We start from the raw sequence: 17,859 nt of genomic DNA on the forward strand, positions 1-17,859 counted from the left end.
GAGACCCCATGACAGACCTCCGCCCCGTTGACGGAAAAGAGATCGAAGCCGCCCTGCGCCAGCGGGCCGCGGAAAAAATCCTCGTCCTCGATGGGGCGATGGGCACCGTGATCCAGCGCCTCGGCTACGGCGAGGCGGATTTTCGCGGGGACCGCTTCACGGATCACGGCCACGACCAGAAGGGCAACAACGACCTTCTGATCCTGACGCAGCCCGACGCAATCCGGCAGATCCACCTCGACTATTTCCTGGCCGGCGCCGACGTCTGCGAGACCAACACCTTCTCGGGCACCACCATCGCCCAGGCCGATTACGGCATGGAATCGATCATCCACGAGTTGAGCGCGGAAGGCGCGCGCCTCGCCCGCGAGGCCGCGGCTTTGGCCGAGAAGCAGGATGGCCGCCGCCGCTTCGTTGCCGGCGCCATCGGCCCGACGAACCGCACCCTGTCGATCTCGCCGGACGTGAACAATCCCGGCTACCGCGCCGTGACCTTCGATGCGGTCAAGACCGCATACATGGAGCAGGTGCGCGGCCTGATGGATGGCGGCGCCGAACTGATCCTGATCGAGACCATCTTCGACACGCTCAACGCCAAGGCGGCGGTCGCTGCCGCCTGGGCAGTGTTCGAGGAGCGCGGCATGGTGCTGCCGATCATGATCTCGGGCACGATCACCGATCTCTCCGGCCGCACCCTCTCGGGCCAGACGCCCGAAGCGTTCTGGAACGCGCTGCGCCATGCCAGCCCGCTCACCATCGGGCTGAACTGCGCGCTCGGCGCCAAGGAAATGCGCGGCCACATCTCCGAACTCTCGCGCATCGCCGACACCCTGGTCTGCGCCTACCCGAATGCGGGTCTTCCCAACGAATTCGGCCTCTATGACGAGAGCCCCGAAGCCATGGGCAGGCTGGTGGGTGAGTTCGCCACCGCCGGCCTCGTCAACATGGTCGGCGGCTGCTGCGGCACCACCCCGGATCATATCCGCGCCATCGCGCAGGCGGTGGAGGGCGTGAAGCCCCGCGCGATCCCGGAGGTGCCCCGCCTGATGCGCCTGTCGGGCCTCGAGCCCTTCACGCTGACGAAGGAGATCCCCTTCGTGAATGTTGGCGAGCGCACCAACGTCACCGGCTCGGCCAAATTCCGCAAGCTCATCACAGCCGGCGACTACGCGGCCGCCCTCGACGTAGCGCGCGACCAGGTGGCGGCGGGCGCCAGCATCATCGACATCAACATGGACGAGGGCCTGCTCGATTCCGAGAAGGCGATGGTCGAGTTCCTCAACCTCGTCGCCGCCGAGCCCGACATCGCCCGCGTGCCGGTGATGATCGATTCCTCGAAATTTCACGTCATCGAGGCCGGCCTGAAATGCGTCCAGGGCAAGGCCATCGTGAACTCGATTTCCATGAAGGAGGGTGTCGAGAAGTTCATCAGTGACGCCAAGGTATGCCGCTCCTACGGCGCCGCCGTGGTGGTCATGGCCTTCGACGAGCAGGGCCAGGCCGACTCTTACGAGCGCAAGGTCGAGATCTGCACCAAGGCCTACAAGGTCCTGACCGAGGAGGTCGGCTTCCCGCCGGAAGACATCATCTTCGATCCGAACGTGTTTGCCGTCGCCACCGGCATCGAGGAGCATAACGGCTACGGTGTCGCCTTCATCGAGGCGACCAAGACCATCCGCGAGACCCTGCCCCACGCCCATATCTCGGGCGGCATCTCGAATCTCAGCTTCGCCTTCCGGGGCAACGAGCCCGTGCGTGAGGCGATGCACGCGGTGTTCCTGTACCATGCGATCCAGGTCGGCATGGATATGGGCATCGTGAATGCCGGCCAGCTGGCGATCTACGCCGAGCTTCCGGCCGAGCTGCGCGAGCTGTGCGAGGACGTCGTCCTCAACCGGCGCGAGGATTCCACCGACCGGCTGCTCGATGCGGCCGCGCGCTTCAAGTCCGGCGGCGGCGTCCAGGCCAAGGCGGCCGATCTGTCCTGGCGCGAGGCTCCGGTGGCGAAGCGCATCGAGCACGCCCTGGTCAACGGGATCACCGAGTACATCCTCGTCGACACCGAGGAGGCGCGCCTCGGCGTCGAACGTCCGCTCCACGTCATCGAAGGCCCGCTGATGGCCGGCATGAACGTGGTCGGCGACCTGTTCGGCTCGGGCAAGATGTTCCTGCCGCAGGTGGTGAAGTCCGCCCGCGTGATGAAGCAGGCAGTGGCCTATCTCGAGCCCTTCATGGAGGCGGAGAAGCTCGCCAATGGCGGCGACGGCAAGCGCCAGGCCGCCGGCAAGATCCTGATGGCGACGGTGAAGGGCGATGTCCACGACATCGGCAAGAACATCGTCGGCGTCGTGCTGGCCTGCAACAATTACGAGATCATCGATCTGGGCGTGATGGTGCCGGCGGCCAAGATCCTCGACGTGGCCAAGCGTGAGAATGTCGACATCGTCGGCCTGTCCGGCCTCATCACGCCCTCGCTGGACGAGATGGTTCACGTGGCGGCCGAAATGGAGCGCGAAGGTTTTTCGGTTCCCCTGCTCATCGGTGGGGCCACGACCAGCCGCGTCCACACGGCGGTGAAGATCCACCCCTCATACAATCGGGGTCAGACCGTCTACGTGACGGATGCCAGCCGCGCCGTCGGCGTGGTCTCCAGCCTGCTCTCGAAGGAGACGCGGGACACCACCATCGCCAACATCCAGGCCGAGTACCGCAAGGTCTCGGACGCGCATGCCCGCTCTGAGCTCGACAAGCAGCGCCTGCCGCTCGCCAAAGCCCGCGCCAACCCGTTCAAGATCGACTGGTCGGGTTACCGGCCGACGAAGCCGAGCTTCACCGGCGTGCGGGTCTATTCCTCCTACGAGGTCGCCGACCTCGTGCCGTATATCGACTGGACGCCGTTCCTGCAGACCTACGAGTTCAAGGGCCGCTACCCGGCGATCTTCGAGGACCCGAACCAGGGTCCCGCCGCCAAGGCCCTGTTCGACGACGCACAGGAGATGCTGAAACAGATCGTCGATGAGCGCTGGTTCAATCCGAAGGCGATCATCGGCTTCTGGCCCGCCAACAGCGCCGGCGATGACATCACCCTGTTCACCGGCGAGAGCCGTTCGGAGAAGCTTGCGACCTTCCACGGCCTGCGCCAGCAATTGTCGAAGCGCGACGGGCGCGCCAATACCTGCCTGTCCGACTTCGTGGCACCGAAGGAGACGGGCATCGGCGATTACGTCGGCGGCTTCGTGGTCACGGCCGGCCTGGAAGAGGTGCGGATCGCCGAGCGCTTCGAGCGGGCCAACGACGATTACCGTTCGATCCTGGTGAAGGCGCTCGCCGACCGCATCGCCGAGGCGCTGGCAGAGCGCATGCACGAACGTGTGCGCAAGGAGTTCTGGGGCTATGCCGCCGACGAGACCTTCGGCCCCGAAGATCTCGTGCGCGAGGAATATGCCGGTATCCGCCCGGCGCCGGGCTATCCCTCCCAGCCCGACCATACCGAGAAGGTCACCCTGTTCGACCTGCTCAAGGCCGAGTCGCGCATCGGCGTGAAGCTCACCGAGAGCTATGCCATGTGGCCCGGCTCGTCGGTCTCCGGCCTCTACATCGCCCACCCGGAAGCGCATTACTTCGGCGTCGCCAAGGTGGAGCGCGATCAGGTGGAGGATTACGCGTTGCGCAAGGGCATGGACCTGCGCGAGGTGGAGCGCTGGCTCGGCCCCATCCTCAACTACGACCCGGCCCGCTACCTCGCGGCGGCCGCCGAATGACGCCGGATCTCGGTGAGCCTGACCGATGCGGCAGGCTCACCGAGGCGTGACATAAGCCGCGCGATCTGGTGGAATGGCGCTCTGTGTGTCCGGCGGAGGCTTGACCGTGGTCTCCGTCGCGCTTCAATGCGATCCCCTGATCGATGGCTTGAGCGGAGCGCGACCACGTTGAACCGGACCACCGGAATTCTGGCCGTCGCGGTCACGCTCGCTTTGGGAGTCTCCGGCTGCACCGGTTTCTCCTATCTGTCGAAGAACTACGCCGCTGTGGGCGTCCAGATCGTCACGATCGGCTGCAAGGACCCGTATTCCGTCTACGACCAGCGCCGCGTGAACAAGATGCTCGTCGTCTCCGATGGATTGCGGGAGATCACGGGCTGCGGCATCGACGAGCGCTATGACGGGCAGGGCGGCCCGGCGGAGACCCGCGCCAAGCGCCTGCGCGAGGCGGCCCGCACCTTCCTCGACGAGACCGCCCGAGAGAATTGCAAGATCACCGGGGAAGCGGTCTTCTCCGACCTGCAGACCGAGTTCTCCTATATCTGCAAGCCGACGCCGGAAGAGCGCGGCCTGAAGGTGCCGAGACTTCCCGGTCGCTGAGGGAAGCGCCGGTCCAGCGCCCTAATCGCCGTTCGTGGAGGACGGGCGCGGGAACGTCCGTTCCGCCGCATCCCCCGATGCCGCGAGCAGGGCACGGGCGAGGTCGCGGGCCTCCCGCCGGTCGAGGGCCAGAATGGCCGTGAAGGGTGCCCCGGACAGGTCTGCGAGGCCGAGTTCGAGCCGCACACCGTCCGGCAATGCGGCGACGGCGAGACTCCAGTCCCGTTCCTGCTGCCTGTTCATGCGCCTGTCTCCCGTTCGGTTCGCCACGGCATCGGACCGGCGATGGGACGCGACCGAGCGAAGAACTCCGATGCCGCGATGCCTGGAACCGCGCATGGAATGACCGATTGCGGCCCGCAGGGCCAGAGCGGAAGCGCCGCCCGCGAAACTCTCTCGGCCGAGGAATATTGACGGGCGACGGCGGAACGGTGTTTCTCCGCCCGCGAAACGGCCGGATCGCCGGCCCGGCAGCCAATGCCCAGGAACAAGGAAACGCCGACATGTCCGAGATCTGGTTCCGCACCGGAGAGGCCACCGTCCTCGCCGCCGATGGCCAGTACACCGACGCGATGCCGGAGGTGCTGATCGGCTCCACCCGTGGCCCGGTGGGCCAGGCCTTCGCCGGCATGATGGGGCAGGTCCAGGGACATACCCGCATGTTCGTGGTGCGCGACCTGAACCAGCTCGTGCGCCCTTCGACGATGATGACCACCAAGGCGACGATCCACACCGTGGAATACGTCAACCTCCTGGGCGGCGTGGTTCAGGCCGCCACGGGCGACGCCATCGTCGATTGCGTGATCGAGGGCATCCTGCCGAAGGACGGGCTCGACGACCTATGCATGATCATCATGATCTGGCTCGACCCGCGCTGCGCTGAGGACGCCAATCTCGACCAGAAGGACCTCTACCGCACCAATTACGAGGCGACGAAGCTCGCCATCGCCCGCGCCATCAAGGGCGAGCCGACCATCGACGAGCTCATCGCCAACCGCAAGACGGTGAAGCACTACGCGCTCGAGGACATCGTCGAGTACTGAGAGACCGGGGGTGGGGGGATGCACTGGCATCCTTCCACCCGCTGCTGGATCCCGTCTCCGTCAGCCCGGCGGGATGCGGCCCACCGAGCACAGGGTGCGGATCGAGCCCGATGGATCGGTGTAGCAGCTCGCCGACCACCCGTTCTGCTGGATGAACGACTTGCGCCGCTCGCGGAGCGACGTCTCGTAGGCCTTGCCGATGGCGCTTTGAACCGCACCGGCGTTCTCACCGGTCGCCGCCGCACCGGCAATCGCCAGATCCTGAGAATAGACCGCCGAGGGTGCTGGATCGCCGGAGGCCGCCTGAACGATGGGCTCGGACCTGCAGGTCAGGTCGATCTTCGTGCCGTTCGGGATCTTGAGATCGATGCTCGGCCCTTGCCGCCCCCCGACCTTCGCGCCGATCTCGGAAGCGATTCTCGCCGCCAGTCCGTCACACTCATCCGCATGGGCTGGGACCGCCACGGACAGGGTGATGGCCGCTGCGAGATAAACCGGCCGCGTCACGCTGGAACGACCGTCGGATTCCGCATCTGCGCCCCGCCCGATCCGGCTCCATCGCGCGGTTGCGCGCCCGACGCCTCGCGCAGGGAATCCACGGTTTCGTCGGAACCGGGGGCAACGAGATCACGTCGCCGTTCCGCCGTCGGCATCGGCATGCAGACCAGGATGATGGTGCCGAGACCCTCCTCGGACCGGATGCGCAGCGAGCCTCCATGAAGTTCCGCCATGGAGCGGGCGATGGCGAGCCCCAGGCCGGAGCCCTTATGGGTCCGGGTGAGGTTCGTCTCCACCTGCTGAAACGGTGAGCCGAGACGGCGAAGAGCGGCTTTCGGGATGCCGATCCCGTTATCTTCGATGAAGATGTGGACCCGGTCGCCGGCCGGCCGCGCCTTGACGATGATGCGCCCGTCTCCGCCCGGCGTGAACTTCACCGCGTTCTGGATGAGGTTCAGGAGGATCTGATGCAGGGCGCGGCCATCCGCCAGCAGGGTCAGGTCGTCTGAGACGTCGACGTCGATGCTGAGTGATTTCGCCCGGGCCGACTCGGCCACCAGCTTCAATGCGCCCTGGACGGCGGTGTCGAGGGGGACTTCCCGAAGCGCGAGGCGGACGCTGTGCGATTCGATGCGCGACATGTTGAGGATGTCGTCGATGACCGAGAGCAGGTAGTCGCCGCTGGAGCGAATATCCCGGCAATATTCCGTGTAACGGGGCGATCCCAGCGTTCCGTAGACTCCGCTTTCCATCAACTCCGCGAAGCCCATGATGGCGTTGAGCGGCGTGCGCAGCTCGTGGCTCATGGTGGCGAGGAACTCGGATTTCGCCTGGTTGGCGGTTTCGGCCTGGGCCTTCTGGTCGAGGTAGCGTTCGGCGAGGTCCGCGAGCTGCTGCGTCTGCAGTTCCAGGGTCCGGCGCGAGCGCTTGAGGTCCTTGACCGTCTCGATCAGTTCGCGCTCGGAAGCGACGAGCTGCTCCTGCTGGCGCTTGAGGTTGGTGATGTCCGTGCCGACCGAGACGTAGCCGCCGTCCTTGGTCCGCCGCTCGCTGATCTGGAGCCAGCGGCCGTCGGTGAGCTCCGCCTCGAACGTGCGGGCGGTCGCCGACGAAACCTCGATCTCCCGGAGTTCGCGGCGTACCGGCGGCAGGACGCCCCGGCCCATGATCTCATGGTAGCGCTTGCCCGGAGTCGCATCGTCGGGACTCAGAGCGTGGAGGTGGCGGAATTTCGAATTGCACAGGACGAGGCGGTTGCTCGTGTCCCACAGGACGAAGGCTTCCGAGATCGCCTCCACCGCGTCGCGCAGGCGCATGTCGGCGGTGGCGTTGGACTCGGCGAGCTGGCGTTGTTCGGTGACGTCGAGTGCGATGCCGACGAGGTGCCGGCCGCCATCGACCTGATCGGGGACGACCTCGGCGCGGGTGCGCAGCCAGATCCAGCCGCCATTGGCGCTGCGCATGCGGAATTCGTGATCGACGGTGGACTGGCTCGCAGCCAACTGGCGGGCAAGGGCGTAGAGGTCCCCGTCATCGGGATGGACCAGGGCGTTGACGTCGCCGAAGGACAGGAACTCGCGCTCCCGGCGATAACCGAGCAGGGCATACATCGAATCCGACCAGTAGATCCGGCCGCGCGGAATATCCCAGTCCCACAATCCGCACCGACCACGACCGAGCGCCGTGTCGAGCCGCTGCTTGATCTGCTCGCACAGCCTGTCGACCGCATAGGCCCGCTGGGTCTGTAGCGCGTAGGCGATGCCGATCCCGACGATCACGAGGGCGGCAGCCGCGTAGAGGACCGCCTGATGCCGCATCCGCGTGGCCCAGGCATCGAGAATGGGGGCGATCGGCTGGATCACCGCAACCTGGCCGCGACCTTTGGGAAGCGTCCGGAGGGCCGCGAAGGCCTGTTCGCCATTGGCGAGGGTCAGCGCCATCACGCCGGCGCGTTCGCCCAGCGTGCTCAGGGCCTGCATCTCTCCGAGGCGGTCCGCGATGGTCCCGCTCAGGTCCGTCATGGCCGGGTGGGCGCCAAGAAGCGTTTCGGAGGACGAGGCCACCAGGATCTGGCGGCCCGAGGGCATCAGCGAGGCGGGGAGCAGAGTCTCCAGGCGCGACCGGATCGCGGGCGGCGTCGCTTCCGCGTCCGACATGGCGGCCGTGACGAGCCGCGTGAAGGTCTCCATGTCCGTGACCGCATCGCGCAGGATCTCACTGCGCTCGCCGCGCAATTGAAGCGCTGCGCCGGCCGCCAGACAGACGAGAAAGGTGGCGAGGAAGGCGGGCACCGCATAGCGGAGCCAGATCTCGGCACGGACGAACCGGGTATGAGCCGCAGTCTGAGGGCGGTGAATACCGAGAATCGTATCCGCACGTGCGGAGAGGGAAGCGGAATCCGCCTCCAGCATGACAAGCCCCCGCAGCTGCTGGTGAGTCGTTCGGGGCATGTCGGTGAGTCACGCTCCGAATCGTATTCAATTCAGCATTTCCACAGCCAACTTGTCCACGAAATTCTTGGCCGTCCGCTTGACTCCTGGCGCAGTGTGGCAATCAGATTCAGAGAATCGATGGATCGAATTTAACCTTATTTTGGAGTGTGTTAACCATCACCGAGGGTCCGGGCCAGAATATCAGCCACATCACGGGAAAGCCCTGTCCTGGAGGCAATTTCTCCAAGCGTGGCCTTGGCTTGGCTACGCCGCACCGGCTCCCACATTCGCCACGAACCGAACGCGGTCAAAAGCCGCGCTGCGAGCTGGGGATTCGTCCGATCAGTCGTCTGAACCGCGTCCGCGAGCAGTCCGAAGCCCGCTCCATCGGGTCGGGCGAACTGCGTCGGGTTCGCCATGGCAAAGCTCCCGATCAGTGAGCGTACGCGATTTGGATTGGTGATCGCGAAAGCCGGATGCTGCTGCAGCCTCTCGATTCGCTCGATCGTGCCGTCTTCCGGGATCATCGCCTGGATGGCGAACCACTTGTCGAGAACCAGCGGTTCGTCGGCATAGCGCAGGCCGAAGGCGTGGAGCGCGGTTTCTCTGGCCGTTCCCGGGATCGAGGCCAGGACCGAGAGTGCCGCCAGTCGGTCGGTCATGTTGGTGGTGTCAGCGAGTTCGGCAGTGGCGAGCTCGACGCCTCGCTCCCCGTTCGAAGCGGCAATCAGGTCCAGGGCGGCATTGCGCAGGGCCCGGCGACCCGCCGAGACCGCACCGGGGTCGAATAGCGCGTCCGCTCCGTCCGCCATGGCGGCGCGAAGGGTCTCCAGGCGCGGACCGAGTCCTCGTCCGATCTGGCGCCGCAGGATCTTTCGGGCACGATGGATCGCATCGGGATCGACATCGGAGCCCAGATCGCCGGCGACGTCGCCTTCGCTCGGGATGCCGAGGACGAGGGCTGCGAAGGCAGGATCGCTTGAGGCCTCGTCGTCCAGGAAGGTAGCAAGCGCCTCGATGAAGGCTTGCGCGGCGGGGTCCGTCTCCTCCGTGAGCGATGCGTTGGCTCTCGTGCGTTCGACGATCAGGCGCAGCGCGATGTTCTGCGCAGCCTGCCACCGATTGAAGGCGTCGGTGTCGTGAGCGAGGAGCGTCAGGCGGTCGGCATCGCTCGATGCAATGTCGATGCGAACCGGGGCGGAAAAGCCTCGGAACAAGGACGGGACCGGCCTCTCGGCGACGTCGGTGAAGACGATCTCGTCCGATGTACGGTCAAGGACGAAGACGCCCTCGCTGACGCGTTCGCAGGAAGCGGCGATCGGGCCGCGCTCGCCGACGAGGCCGAGGGCGATGGGGATGACGAGGGGCGGGATGCCTTCGGCGCCTGCCAGGCGCTGGCTGAAGCGCAGGCGATAGGTCCGCGCAGCAGCATCGTAGTCTCCTTCGACGCTGACCGTTGGTGTTCCCGGACGCTCGTACCATCTCGCGAAAGCCGACAGGTCGTGCCCGGTCTCAGCGGCGAAGGCGGCGAGGAAATCCTCCACCGTGGCGGCTCGTCCGTCGTTCTCGGCAAAATAGCGGTCCATCCCCGCGCGAAAGACATGGGGGCCGATCAGCGTGCGCAGCATCCGCACGATCTCGGCACCTTTTTCGTAGACCGTTGCCGTGTAGAAATTGTTGATCTCGGCATAGGCCCGGGGCCGGACCGGATGGGCCAGCGGCCCGGCATCCTCCGGGAACTGGCGGGCGCGCAGCGTCCTGACCTCGCCGATGCGATGGACCGCGCGCGAGCGCATGTCGGACGAGAATTCCTGGTCGCGGAAGACCGTGAGGCCCTCCTTCAGGCAGAGCTGGAACCAGTCGCGGCAGGTGACGCGGTTGCCCGACCAATTGTGGAAATACTCGTGGGCGATGATCCGCTCGATCGCCGCGTAATCGGCATCGGTGGCCGTCTCGGGGGAGGCGAGGACGTATTTGTCGTTGAAGATGTTGAGGCCCTTGTTCTCCATGGCGCCCATGTTGAAATCGGACACCGCCACGACGTTGAAGACGTCGAGATCGTAGGCGCGGCCGAACGCCTCCTCGTCCCAGGTCATCGAGCGGGCGATGGCGTCCAGGGCATAGGCGGCCCGGTCCGACTTGCCCGGCTCCACGTAGACGGCGAGGGAAACGGGGCGGCCATCCATCGTCGTGAACGGGCGGGACACCCGGTCGAGGCGGCCGCCGACGAGGGCGAAGAGATAAGCGGGCTTCGGGTGCGGATCGTGCCAGATCGCATAATGGCGGCCCGGGCCGGCAGGCCCGGCTTCCGTCAGGTTGCCGTTGCCGAGAAGGACGGGCGCTTCGTCGGCATCGGCCTCGATCCGCGTCGTATAGACCGACATCACGTCGGGCCGGTCGAGGAAGTAGGTGATCCGGCGGAAGCCGTCGGCCTCGCACTGGGTGCAGTAGACGCCGCTCGACCGGTAGAGGCCCATGAGCTTGGTGTTGGCGGTCGGGTCGATCCGCGTCTCGATCGCCAGCGTGAAGGGCTTTCGCGGCGGCTCATGCACCGTCAGCGCCGAGGCGGTGGCGGAATAGGCTGCCGGATCGAGGATTTCGCCGTCGAGCGACAGCCGCGTCAGCGTGAGATCGTCACCGTCCAGCACCAGGGGCGCGTTCGGGCGTCCGTCCGGGTTCGGGCGCAGGGCCAGGGTCGCGACGATCCGCGTCTCACGGGGATGGAGCCGAACGTCGAGTGCCACCGTGTCGATGAGGTGGTCGCTCGGCCGGTAATCCTCGAGACGGATCAGGGTCGGGCTTTCGGTGCGCATGCGGTTGGTCCTGATCGGGAGCGAGGATTAAGAACGGCTCCGCGTCGTCGGCCCGCTCGGCTTCCACCCTCGATGTATGAGAGGGGGCGGGAGCGTCGGGGGCATCGCGGCGTTGACGCCCGGCATAGCCGGGCCACATAGGCGGCATCAACCGGAGACGACCCAGCCCATGGAATACCTGCACACGATGGTCCGCGTGGCGGATCTCGACAAGGCGCTCGCCTTCTACGTGGACACGTTCGGCCTGCGCGAAACCCGCCGCGTGGAGAACGAGAAGGGCCGCTTCACCCTCGTCTTCCTCGCGGCCCCCGGCGATTACGACACGGCCCTGGAGACGAAGGCGCCCCAGGTGGAGCTCACCTACAACTGGGATCCGGAGACCTATTCCGGCGGGCGCAATTTCGGTCACCTCGCCTATCAGGTGGACGACATCTACGCCTTTTGCGCGCGCCTGCAGGACAAGGGCGTGACCATCAACCGGCCGCCGCGCGACGGCTACATGGCCTTCGTGAAGTCGCCGGACGGGATCTCCCTCGAGATCCTGCAGAAGGGCGAGGCCAAGGCGCCGCAGGAGCCGTGGGCTTCCATGGAGAATACCGGCTCCTGGTAGGACGGCGAGATCGCGGGGCGCGTCATCGCGCGCCCCGCTCACCCGGTTTTAGATCTATGCGCCGCCCGCTTCGCTGGCCGGTGTGATGCCGAGTTCGGCGAGCTTGGCCGAGACGGCTTCGATCGGCCGCTTGAGCTTCAGGCTGATGATGGAGACCGGTACGCGCTCGCGCGCCAGCGTCCGGAGTTCGGATACGTTTTCGAGCGTCCAGGCCGAATCGCTCGTTGCCATGGTCACCTCCTCACGTGGGCGGGCCGCCGCGATGGGCGTGGCCCTATTCGATGAGCTAGGGCCGCGTCGATCGTCGAGCAAGCCGCCGAACAAAATCCCGCCATGGCGCCCGGATGGGCATCCGGCTCCTTGACCTCGGGCGCGATGGCGGCGCACATCCGCGCCGGATCAGTCGGCCGGGCGGCCGCTCCGGTGCGAACCGGGGAGGAAAGTCCGGGCTCCATGGAGAGACGGTGCCGGATAACGTCCGGCGGGGGCGACCCCAGGGACAGTGCCACAGAGAGCAGACCGCCCTGCTTCATGCAGGGTAAGGGTGAAAGGGTGCGGTAAGAGCGCACCGCGGACGCGGCAACGCGGACGGCACGGCAAACCCCACCGGGAGCAAAACCGAATAGGGGCGACACGCCTTCTCCCGAAAGGGACGAGGCAGGCCCTCTCTCCAGGCTCGTCGCCCGGGTTGGTTGCTCGAGGCGTTCGGTAACGAACGTCCCAGAGGAATGGCCGCCACGTCCGGAAGTTCGCTTCCGGGCCCTACAGAACCCGGCTTAAAGGCTGGCTGATCCTCTTTCCGCCGGCATCGGCCAGCGCTTGGCGAGCTCTCTCACACCCAACGAATACGCTGCATAAAACCGACGAAACTTACCGTCGGTTAACCTTGCTGAGGTCTGATCGGACTCGGCGGCTCACATGCGAGTCCGCGCGTTGACGGTGCTCAGAGGCTCATGTTACCCGGAATCACTTCGTCAGCGGCGATTTTGGGAACGGCGGACGCGCAGGGCGCTCGCCGGGGGCGAAGTGCGGGCCGCGTCCGCGACGTCTCCTCTTTCTTTGCCGTTCCGTCTCCTCCGGCCGCCTCGAAGCGGTCGATGCCCGCCGCAGGGACGCATGCGTCACATCCCATCTTCCGCCGCCGCCTGGCGTCCCCGACTCGTTCCAGCCCGGTGCGGGTCTCCGCGATCGGTTCCGTTCCGAGCCGCCGGTCGGGTTTCGGCATGACGCTCACTCATGCCGCCGCCGCCGGCGCGGTTACCGCTGCGCCGCATATTCCCGTCCTAATCGCCGAAGTCGTGGCATCGCTCGCACTTCCGGGCACATCCCTTGTTGTCGACGGAACCTTCGGTGCAGGCGGCTACACCCGCGCGATGCTGCAAGCCGATCCAGGGATCCGCGTGCTCGCGATCGACCGGGATCCCACTGCCATCGCAAGTGGCGCCGGCCTCGTGGCAGCTTCCGAAGGGCGTTTGACCCTCGTGCCCGGCCGGTTCGGCACGCTTGAAACGCTTGTCAGGGAACAAGGCATCGAATCTGCCGACGCCGTCGTCCTCGATATCGGCGTCTCCTCGATGCAGATCGACCAGGCCGACCGCGGCTTCTCGTTCCGCAACGATGGGCCCTTGGACATGCGCATGGAGCGCGCCGGCCAGAGCGCCGCCGACCTCGTCAATGGCGCCGAGGAGGCGACGCTGGCCGACATCATCTACCATTACGGCGAGGAGCGCCGCTCGCGGGCGGTGGCCCGCGCCATCATCGAGGCCAGGCGGAAAGGCCCGATCGAGACCACGGCGGCGCTCGCCGAGATCGTGTCGAGCGTGGTCTGGGCGGATCCCGCCAGTGGGATCCATCCGGCCACCCGGACGTTCCAGGGGCTACGCATCGCCGTGAACGACGAATTGGGCGAACTCGTCCAGGCGCTCCATGCCGCCGAGCGAATCCTCCGGCCGGGCGGACGCCTCGCCGTGGTCACCTTCCATTCCCTTGAAGACCGTATCGTCAAACAGTTCTTCTCCGCGCGCAGCGGTCGGGCGGCCCAGGCCTCCCGTCATCTGCCAAGCGCCGATGCGCCGACCCCGCGCAGCTTCACCATGGTGACGAAGGGCCCGGTGACGGCCTCCGACTCCGAGGTTCATGCCAATCCCCGCTCGCGCTCGGCCAAGCTCCGGGCGGCGGAGCGGACCATGGCGCCGGCCGCGCCGCCGCTGGCGGCCATCGAAGCGCTGGCGGCTCTTCCCGCCCAGCGCGGTCACCTCGTCTCGAAGAGCGGTGGAGTGCGTCGGTGATCCGTCTCCTGAACGTCGTCGCCATTCTCGGACTGATCGGCTCGGCGATTTACGCCTACTCGATCAAGTACGACACGCTGTACCAGGCCGGTCAGGTCTCGAAGGCCAAGAGCCAGCTCCACAAGGAGCGGCAGGCCATCGCGGTGCTCCGGGCCGAGTGGCAGCTCCTGACCCGGCCAGACCGCCTTCAGGCTGCCGTCGAGCGTCATCTTGCCCTGGAGCCCATCGGCGTGAATCATCTCGGCCGTCTCTCCGACCTGCCGATGCGCCCAGACCGCGGTGACGAGATCGGTCGCCTGCTGGCCGCCACCGCAACGCCCAAGGAAAAATCTTCGGCGAAGACTGCCGATGAGCCGAGGACGACCGGGTCGATCACCACGCGTACGACCACCACCAAGCCGACTGTGACCGCGTCGACGATCAAGACGACCACCGTCCAAACCACCAGAACGCCCAATACGGTTTCGAGGTAGTCCCGTGTCAGACGAGACCGTTCACGATCACACGCTCCACGCCGCCGACGAGGCCGGTGATGCTCTTCCGCAGGAAGGCGCTCCGCAGCCCGTGGCCGCCACGCGCCCGCCTTGGACGCCGATGGGCTTGGTGCGGGCGATGTTCCACCTCGCTATCGAGCGGTCCTATGCTCGCGTCGGCCTCGTCGGCCTCGGTTTCGCGCTGGTGTTCCTGACCATCGCCGGCCGACTGGTGGCGATGGCGGCCTTCCCTCAGGCCGATAACGGAGACAACCGCGTCGCCGCCGCGGCCACCACGGCGATCCGCCCCGACATCGTCGACCGCAATGGTGAGATCCTCGCCACAGACATCCGCACCGTGTCGGTCTTCGCCGAGCCGAAGAACATCTACGACAAGGACGAGGCGGTCGAGCTTCTGACCGCCGTCCTACCCGAGCTCAACGCCACCGATCTGCGTGCCAAGCTCTCGACGAAGAAGGGCTTCGTCTGGGTCAAGCGCGAGATCACCCCGAAGCAGCAGCTCGAAGTGCATCGCCTCGGCATTCCCGGCGTCGGCTTCCTGCCCGACCACAAGCGCGTCTACCCGAACGGTACGGCGGCGGCCCATATTCTGGGTGTGACCAACCTCGACAATATCGGCATCGCCGGTATCGAGAAGTACATCGACAATACCGGTCTGAAGGACCTGAACAGCCTCGGCTTCGTCGCCAAGGCCACCGACCTGCGTCCGGTTCAGCTCTCCATCGACCTGCGGGCCCAGTTCGCCCTGCGCGACGAGCTGGCCTGGGGCGTCGATCACTTCAAGGCCAAGGCCGCGGCAGGCCTGATCCTCGACGTGACCACCGGCGAGGTGATTGCACTCGCCTCCCTGCCGGATTTCGACCCGAACAACCCGGCCGAGGCCAACAATCCCGACCGGATCAACCGGATGAATGTCGGCGTCTACGAGATGGGCTCGACCTTCAAGGCGATGACCCTCGCCATGGCGCTCGATTCCGGCAAGTACAACGTCAACTCGACCTTCGATACGCGCGGTGGCGTGCTGACCTGGGGCCGGCAGAAGATCCACGAATATCACGGTACCAACCGCACCATCACTATGCCGGAGGTGTTCACGCACTCCTCCAACATCGGCTCGGCCAAGATGGCGCTCGGCATCGGCGTGCCAGGTCACAGGGCCTTCCTGAAGAAGATGGGCCTCACCGACCGGATGCGGACGGAGTTGCCCGAAAGCGCCGAGCCCATCGTTCCCTCGCGCTGGACCGAGATCAACACCATCACCATCGCGTTCGGTCACGGCCTCGCGGTCGCGCCGCTCCAGGCGGCGGCGGCGGTGGGCGCGATCACGAACGGCGGTAACCTGATCGTGCCGACCTTCCTTAAGACGACGGAAGCCGAGGCGCTAAAGAAGGCGACCCGCGTGCTCAAGCCCGAGACCAGCGAGGCGATGCGCTTCATCATGCGCCTCAACGCGGTGGAAGGCTCGGCCAAGAAGGCGTCGATCCCGCTCTACTATGTCGGCGGCAAGACCGGCACGGCGGAGAAGGTCATCCACGGCCGCTACGTCAAGAACCGCCTGTTCACGACCTTCATGGCAGCCGCGCCCATGAACAACCCGAAATACCTGTTCGTCACCATCATGGACGAGCCGCAGGGCCTGCCGGAATCCGGCGGCTACGCCACCGCCGCCTGGAATTCGGGCGTCGTGACCGGCCGGGTGATCGAGCGCGTCGCCCCGATCATCGGTCTGCCGCCGCAATTCGATCCGCCGGTGAAGCCATTCCCCCTGATGGTGAAGCTCGGCGCCTATCACGCGACGATGCTCGACCCGCGATGAGCGACATGAATCTCGGTTCGCTGTTCCCGGACCTCGATGTCGGGCCGGCCTCCAGCGCGATCGTGACGGGCATCACGGCCGATAGCCGCCGGGTCGTTCCCGGCGGCGTCTTCGTGGCGGTGCCCGGCACGCGGGTGGACGGCAAGGTCTTCGCCGCCAAGGCCTTCACGGATGGCGCCGTCGCCATCCTGGGGGAGGGCGACCGGCCCGCCGACCTGCCGGCAGAGGCTCTCTGGATCGCCGTTCCCGACGTGCGACGGGCATTGGCTCTGGCTGCCGCGCGCTTTTCCGGGCGCCAGCCGGAGACCGTGATCGCCGTGACCGGTACCAGCGGCAAAAGCTCGGTGGCCGATTTCGTCCGCCAGATCCTGTCGCGTCTCTCCCTTCCTTCTGCCAGCCTCGGCACGGTAGGGGTCGTCACCGATCGGGGCGCCGAATACGGCTCGCTGACGACGCCCGACCCGGTCTCGCTGCACGAGATCCTGGCGCGGCTGGCCGATGACGGCATCACGCATCTGGCCATGGAAGCGTCTTCGCACGGGATCGAGCAGCGCCGACTCGATGGCGTAAGGCTCGCCGTCGCCGGTTTCACCAATTTCGGTCGCGACCACCTCGATTACCACCCCACCATCGAGGACTATCTCCAGGCCAAGTTGCGGTTGTTCACGACGTTGCTGCCTGCCGGCAGGCCCGCCGTGATCAATGCGGACGGCCCCTATTCCGAGCGCGTCATCGAGGTGGCGCGGGAAGCCGGGCACGACATCCTGACCACCGGCCGGACAGGCGAGACGATCCGTCTTCTGGATGCCCGCACCGAGGGGTTCTCCCAGGCCCTCACCATCCGCCTGCACGGTGAGGCCGCGACCCGTCACGTCGCGCTTCCCCTCGTGGGCGGGTTCCAGGTCGAGAACGCGCTTCTCGCCGCCGGTCTCGTCGGCGCCGCCATCGGCCTCGACCGCATGGCCGATATTCTCGCCGCCCTCGAACACCTCACCGGCGTGCCCGGCCGCATGGAACGGATCGGCGAGGTCAACGGTGCCCTCTGCCTCGTGGATTACGCCCACAAGCCCGAAGCCCTGGAGAGCGTGCTCGATGCGCTCCGCCCCTTCGCGACAGGTCGCCTAACTTGCGTTTTCGGCTGCGGCGGCGACCGCGATGCCGGCAAGCGCCCGCTCATGGGCGCCATCGCGGCGCGGAAAGCCGACCTCGTCATCGTCACCGACGACAACCCACGCAGCGAAGACCCGGCCTCGATCCGCGCTGCCATTCTCGCCGCTTCTCCCGGTGCCACCGAGATCGGCGACCGGGCCGAGGCGATCCAGACCGCCGTGCGCGGGCTCCGGGCCGGCGACGTGCTGGTGGTGGCCGGCAAGGGTCATGAAACCGGCCAGATCGTGGGCACACAGGTGCTCCCGTTCTCGGATCACGCAGTTGTCCGGTCAGCGATCGCGGAGGTGGGGGCGTGAGATCGACTCAGGGTGAAACGCTGTCTTCAGCGCGTCTC

13 protein-coding genes and 1 other RNA gene are annotated in these 17,859 nt (G+C 66.5%); 9 read left to right on the forward strand and 5 right to left on the reverse strand.

What is annotated here, in order from left to right; genetic code table 11:
• Positions 1 to 8 precede the first annotated feature (8 nt).
• Entirely contained in the window at positions 9 to 3,761 is a 3,753-nt protein-coding gene (gene metH / locus ACYQR9_RS08525) for a methionine synthase (RefSeq protein ID WP_461229325.1), read from the forward strand.
• Between the two features lie 168 nt (positions 3,762 to 3,929).
• Positions 3,930 to 4,361: a hypothetical protein gene (locus ACYQR9_RS08530; protein WP_056432068.1), complete on the forward strand. Its 432-nt coding sequence runs from the start codon at positions 3,930 to 3,932 to the stop codon at positions 4,359 to 4,361.
• A gap of 21 nt (positions 4,362 to 4,382) precedes the next feature.
• On the opposite strand, the gene ACYQR9_RS08535 is transcribed toward ACYQR9_RS08530, so the two are convergent.
• Entirely contained in the window at positions 4,383 to 4,604 is a 222-nt protein-coding gene (locus ACYQR9_RS08535; protein WP_056432071.1) for a hypothetical protein, read from the reverse strand.
• Between the two features lie 260 nt (positions 4,605 to 4,864).
• Between ACYQR9_RS08535 and fae the strand changes: the two genes are divergently transcribed.
• A complete protein-coding gene (gene fae / locus ACYQR9_RS08540) occupies positions 4,865 to 5,404 on the forward strand; it encodes a formaldehyde-activating enzyme (RefSeq protein ID WP_056432453.1) in 540 nt (179 codons plus the stop codon).
• Between the two features lie 60 nt (positions 5,405 to 5,464).
• On the opposite strand, the gene ACYQR9_RS08545 is transcribed toward fae, so the two are convergent.
• From ACYQR9_RS08545 to pepN, 3 genes are all read right to left on the reverse strand, one after another.
• Positions 5,465 to 5,911: a hypothetical protein gene (locus tag ACYQR9_RS08545; RefSeq protein ID WP_461229326.1), complete on the reverse strand. Its 447-nt coding sequence runs from the start codon at positions 5,909 to 5,911 to the stop codon at positions 5,465 to 5,467.
• Positions 5,908 to 8,313: a PAS domain-containing sensor histidine kinase gene (locus tag ACYQR9_RS08550; protein ID WP_461229759.1), complete on the reverse strand. Its 2,406-nt coding sequence runs from the start codon at positions 8,311 to 8,313 to the stop codon at positions 5,908 to 5,910. The genes ACYQR9_RS08545 and ACYQR9_RS08550 overlap by 4 nt, the downstream gene beginning before the upstream one ends.
• Before the next feature lie 191 nt (positions 8,314 to 8,504).
• Positions 8,505 to 11,147, reverse strand: coding sequence for an aminopeptidase N (gene pepN / locus ACYQR9_RS08555; RefSeq protein WP_461229327.1), 2,643 nt, complete (start codon positions 11,145 to 11,147; stop codon positions 8,505 to 8,507).
• A 169-nt stretch (positions 11,148 to 11,316) separates the two neighbouring features.
• Between pepN and ACYQR9_RS08560 the strand changes: the two genes are divergently transcribed.
• Positions 11,317 to 11,757, forward strand: a complete 441-nt coding sequence (locus ACYQR9_RS08560; protein ID WP_461229328.1) for a VOC family protein — start codon at positions 11,317 to 11,319, stop codon at positions 11,755 to 11,757.
• A 54-nt stretch (positions 11,758 to 11,811) separates the two neighbouring features.
• Here ACYQR9_RS08560 and ACYQR9_RS08565 read toward each other — a convergent pair whose 3' ends face one another.
• Positions 11,812 to 11,988 carry a hypothetical protein gene (locus ACYQR9_RS08565; protein ID WP_200925922.1) on the reverse strand — a complete coding sequence of 59 codons (177 nt, stop codon included), beginning with the start codon at positions 11,986 to 11,988 and terminating at the stop codon, positions 11,812 to 11,814.
• A gap of 168 nt (positions 11,989 to 12,156) precedes the next feature.
• On the opposite strand from ACYQR9_RS08565, the gene rnpB reads away from it, so the two are divergent.
• The 5 genes from rnpB to ACYQR9_RS08590 all read left to right on the forward strand — a co-directional run bounded on the left by rnpB (position 12,157) and on the right by ACYQR9_RS08590 (position 17,821).
• Positions 12,157 to 12,552, forward strand: an RNA gene (gene rnpB / locus ACYQR9_RS08570) — RNase P RNA component class A.
• Positions 12,553 to 12,980: 428 nt separating this feature from the next.
• The gene (gene rsmH, locus ACYQR9_RS08575) at positions 12,981 to 14,045 is read left to right on the forward strand and encodes a 16S rRNA (cytosine(1402)-N(4))-methyltransferase RsmH (protein WP_461229329.1); all 1,065 of its coding nucleotides are present in this window, start codon (positions 12,981 to 12,983) and stop codon (positions 14,043 to 14,045) included.
• On the forward strand, positions 14,042 to 14,518 hold the full coding sequence (gene ftsL, locus ACYQR9_RS08580) for a cell division protein FtsL (RefSeq protein ID WP_207410283.1): 477 nt from the start codon (positions 14,042 to 14,044) through the stop codon (positions 14,516 to 14,518). Before rsmH ends, ftsL begins: the two co-directional genes overlap by 4 nt.
• A gap of 121 nt (positions 14,519 to 14,639) precedes the next feature.
• Entirely contained in the window at positions 14,640 to 16,355 is a 1,716-nt protein-coding gene (locus ACYQR9_RS08585; RefSeq protein ID WP_210348164.1) for a peptidoglycan D,D-transpeptidase FtsI family protein, read from the forward strand.
• The gene (locus ACYQR9_RS08590) at positions 16,352 to 17,821 is read left to right on the forward strand and encodes a UDP-N-acetylmuramoyl-L-alanyl-D-glutamate--2,6-diaminopimelate ligase (protein ID WP_461229330.1); all 1,470 of its coding nucleotides are present in this window, start codon (positions 16,352 to 16,354) and stop codon (positions 17,819 to 17,821) included. The genes ACYQR9_RS08585 and ACYQR9_RS08590 overlap by 4 nt, the downstream gene beginning before the upstream one ends.
• The last annotated feature ends 38 nt before the right edge of the window (positions 17,822 to 17,859 follow it).

This window comes from Methylobacterium sp. CM6241 (assembly GCF_054817845.1).

Excerpts from the sequence above, each read along its gene's own strand:
- fae (WP_056432453.1), top strand. The coding sequence starts at position 4,865 with ATGTCCGAGATCTGGTTCCGCACCGGAGAGGCCACCGTCCTCGCCGCC.
- ACYQR9_RS08535 (WP_056432071.1), bottom strand. The coding sequence starts at position 4,604 with ATGAACAGGCAGCAGGAACGGGACTGGAGTCTCGCCGTCGCCGCATTG.
- ACYQR9_RS08560 (WP_461229328.1), top strand. The coding sequence starts at position 11,317 with ATGGAATACCTGCACACGATGGTCCGCGTGGCGGATCTCGACAAGGCG.
- ACYQR9_RS08590 (WP_461229330.1), top strand. The coding sequence starts at position 16,352 with ATGAGCGACATGAATCTCGGTTCGCTGTTCCCGGACCTCGATGTCGGG.
- metH (WP_461229325.1), top strand. The coding sequence starts at position 9 with ATGACAGACCTCCGCCCCGTTGACGGAAAAGAGATCGAAGCCGCCCTG.
- ACYQR9_RS08585 (WP_210348164.1), top strand. The coding sequence starts at position 14,640 with ATGGGCTTGGTGCGGGCGATGTTCCACCTCGCTATCGAGCGGTCCTAT.
- ACYQR9_RS08550 (WP_461229759.1), bottom strand. The coding sequence starts at position 8,313 with ATGCTGGAGGCGGATTCCGCTTCCCTCTCCGCACGTGCGGATACGATT.
- rsmH (WP_461229329.1), top strand. The coding sequence starts at position 12,981 with ATGACGCTCACTCATGCCGCCGCCGCCGGCGCGGTTACCGCTGCGCCG.
- pepN (WP_461229327.1), bottom strand. The coding sequence starts at position 11,147 with ATGCGCACCGAAAGCCCGACCCTGATCCGTCTCGAGGATTACCGGCCG.
- ACYQR9_RS08565 (WP_200925922.1), bottom strand. The coding sequence starts at position 11,988 with ATGGCAACGAGCGATTCGGCCTGGACGCTCGAAAACGTATCCGAACTC.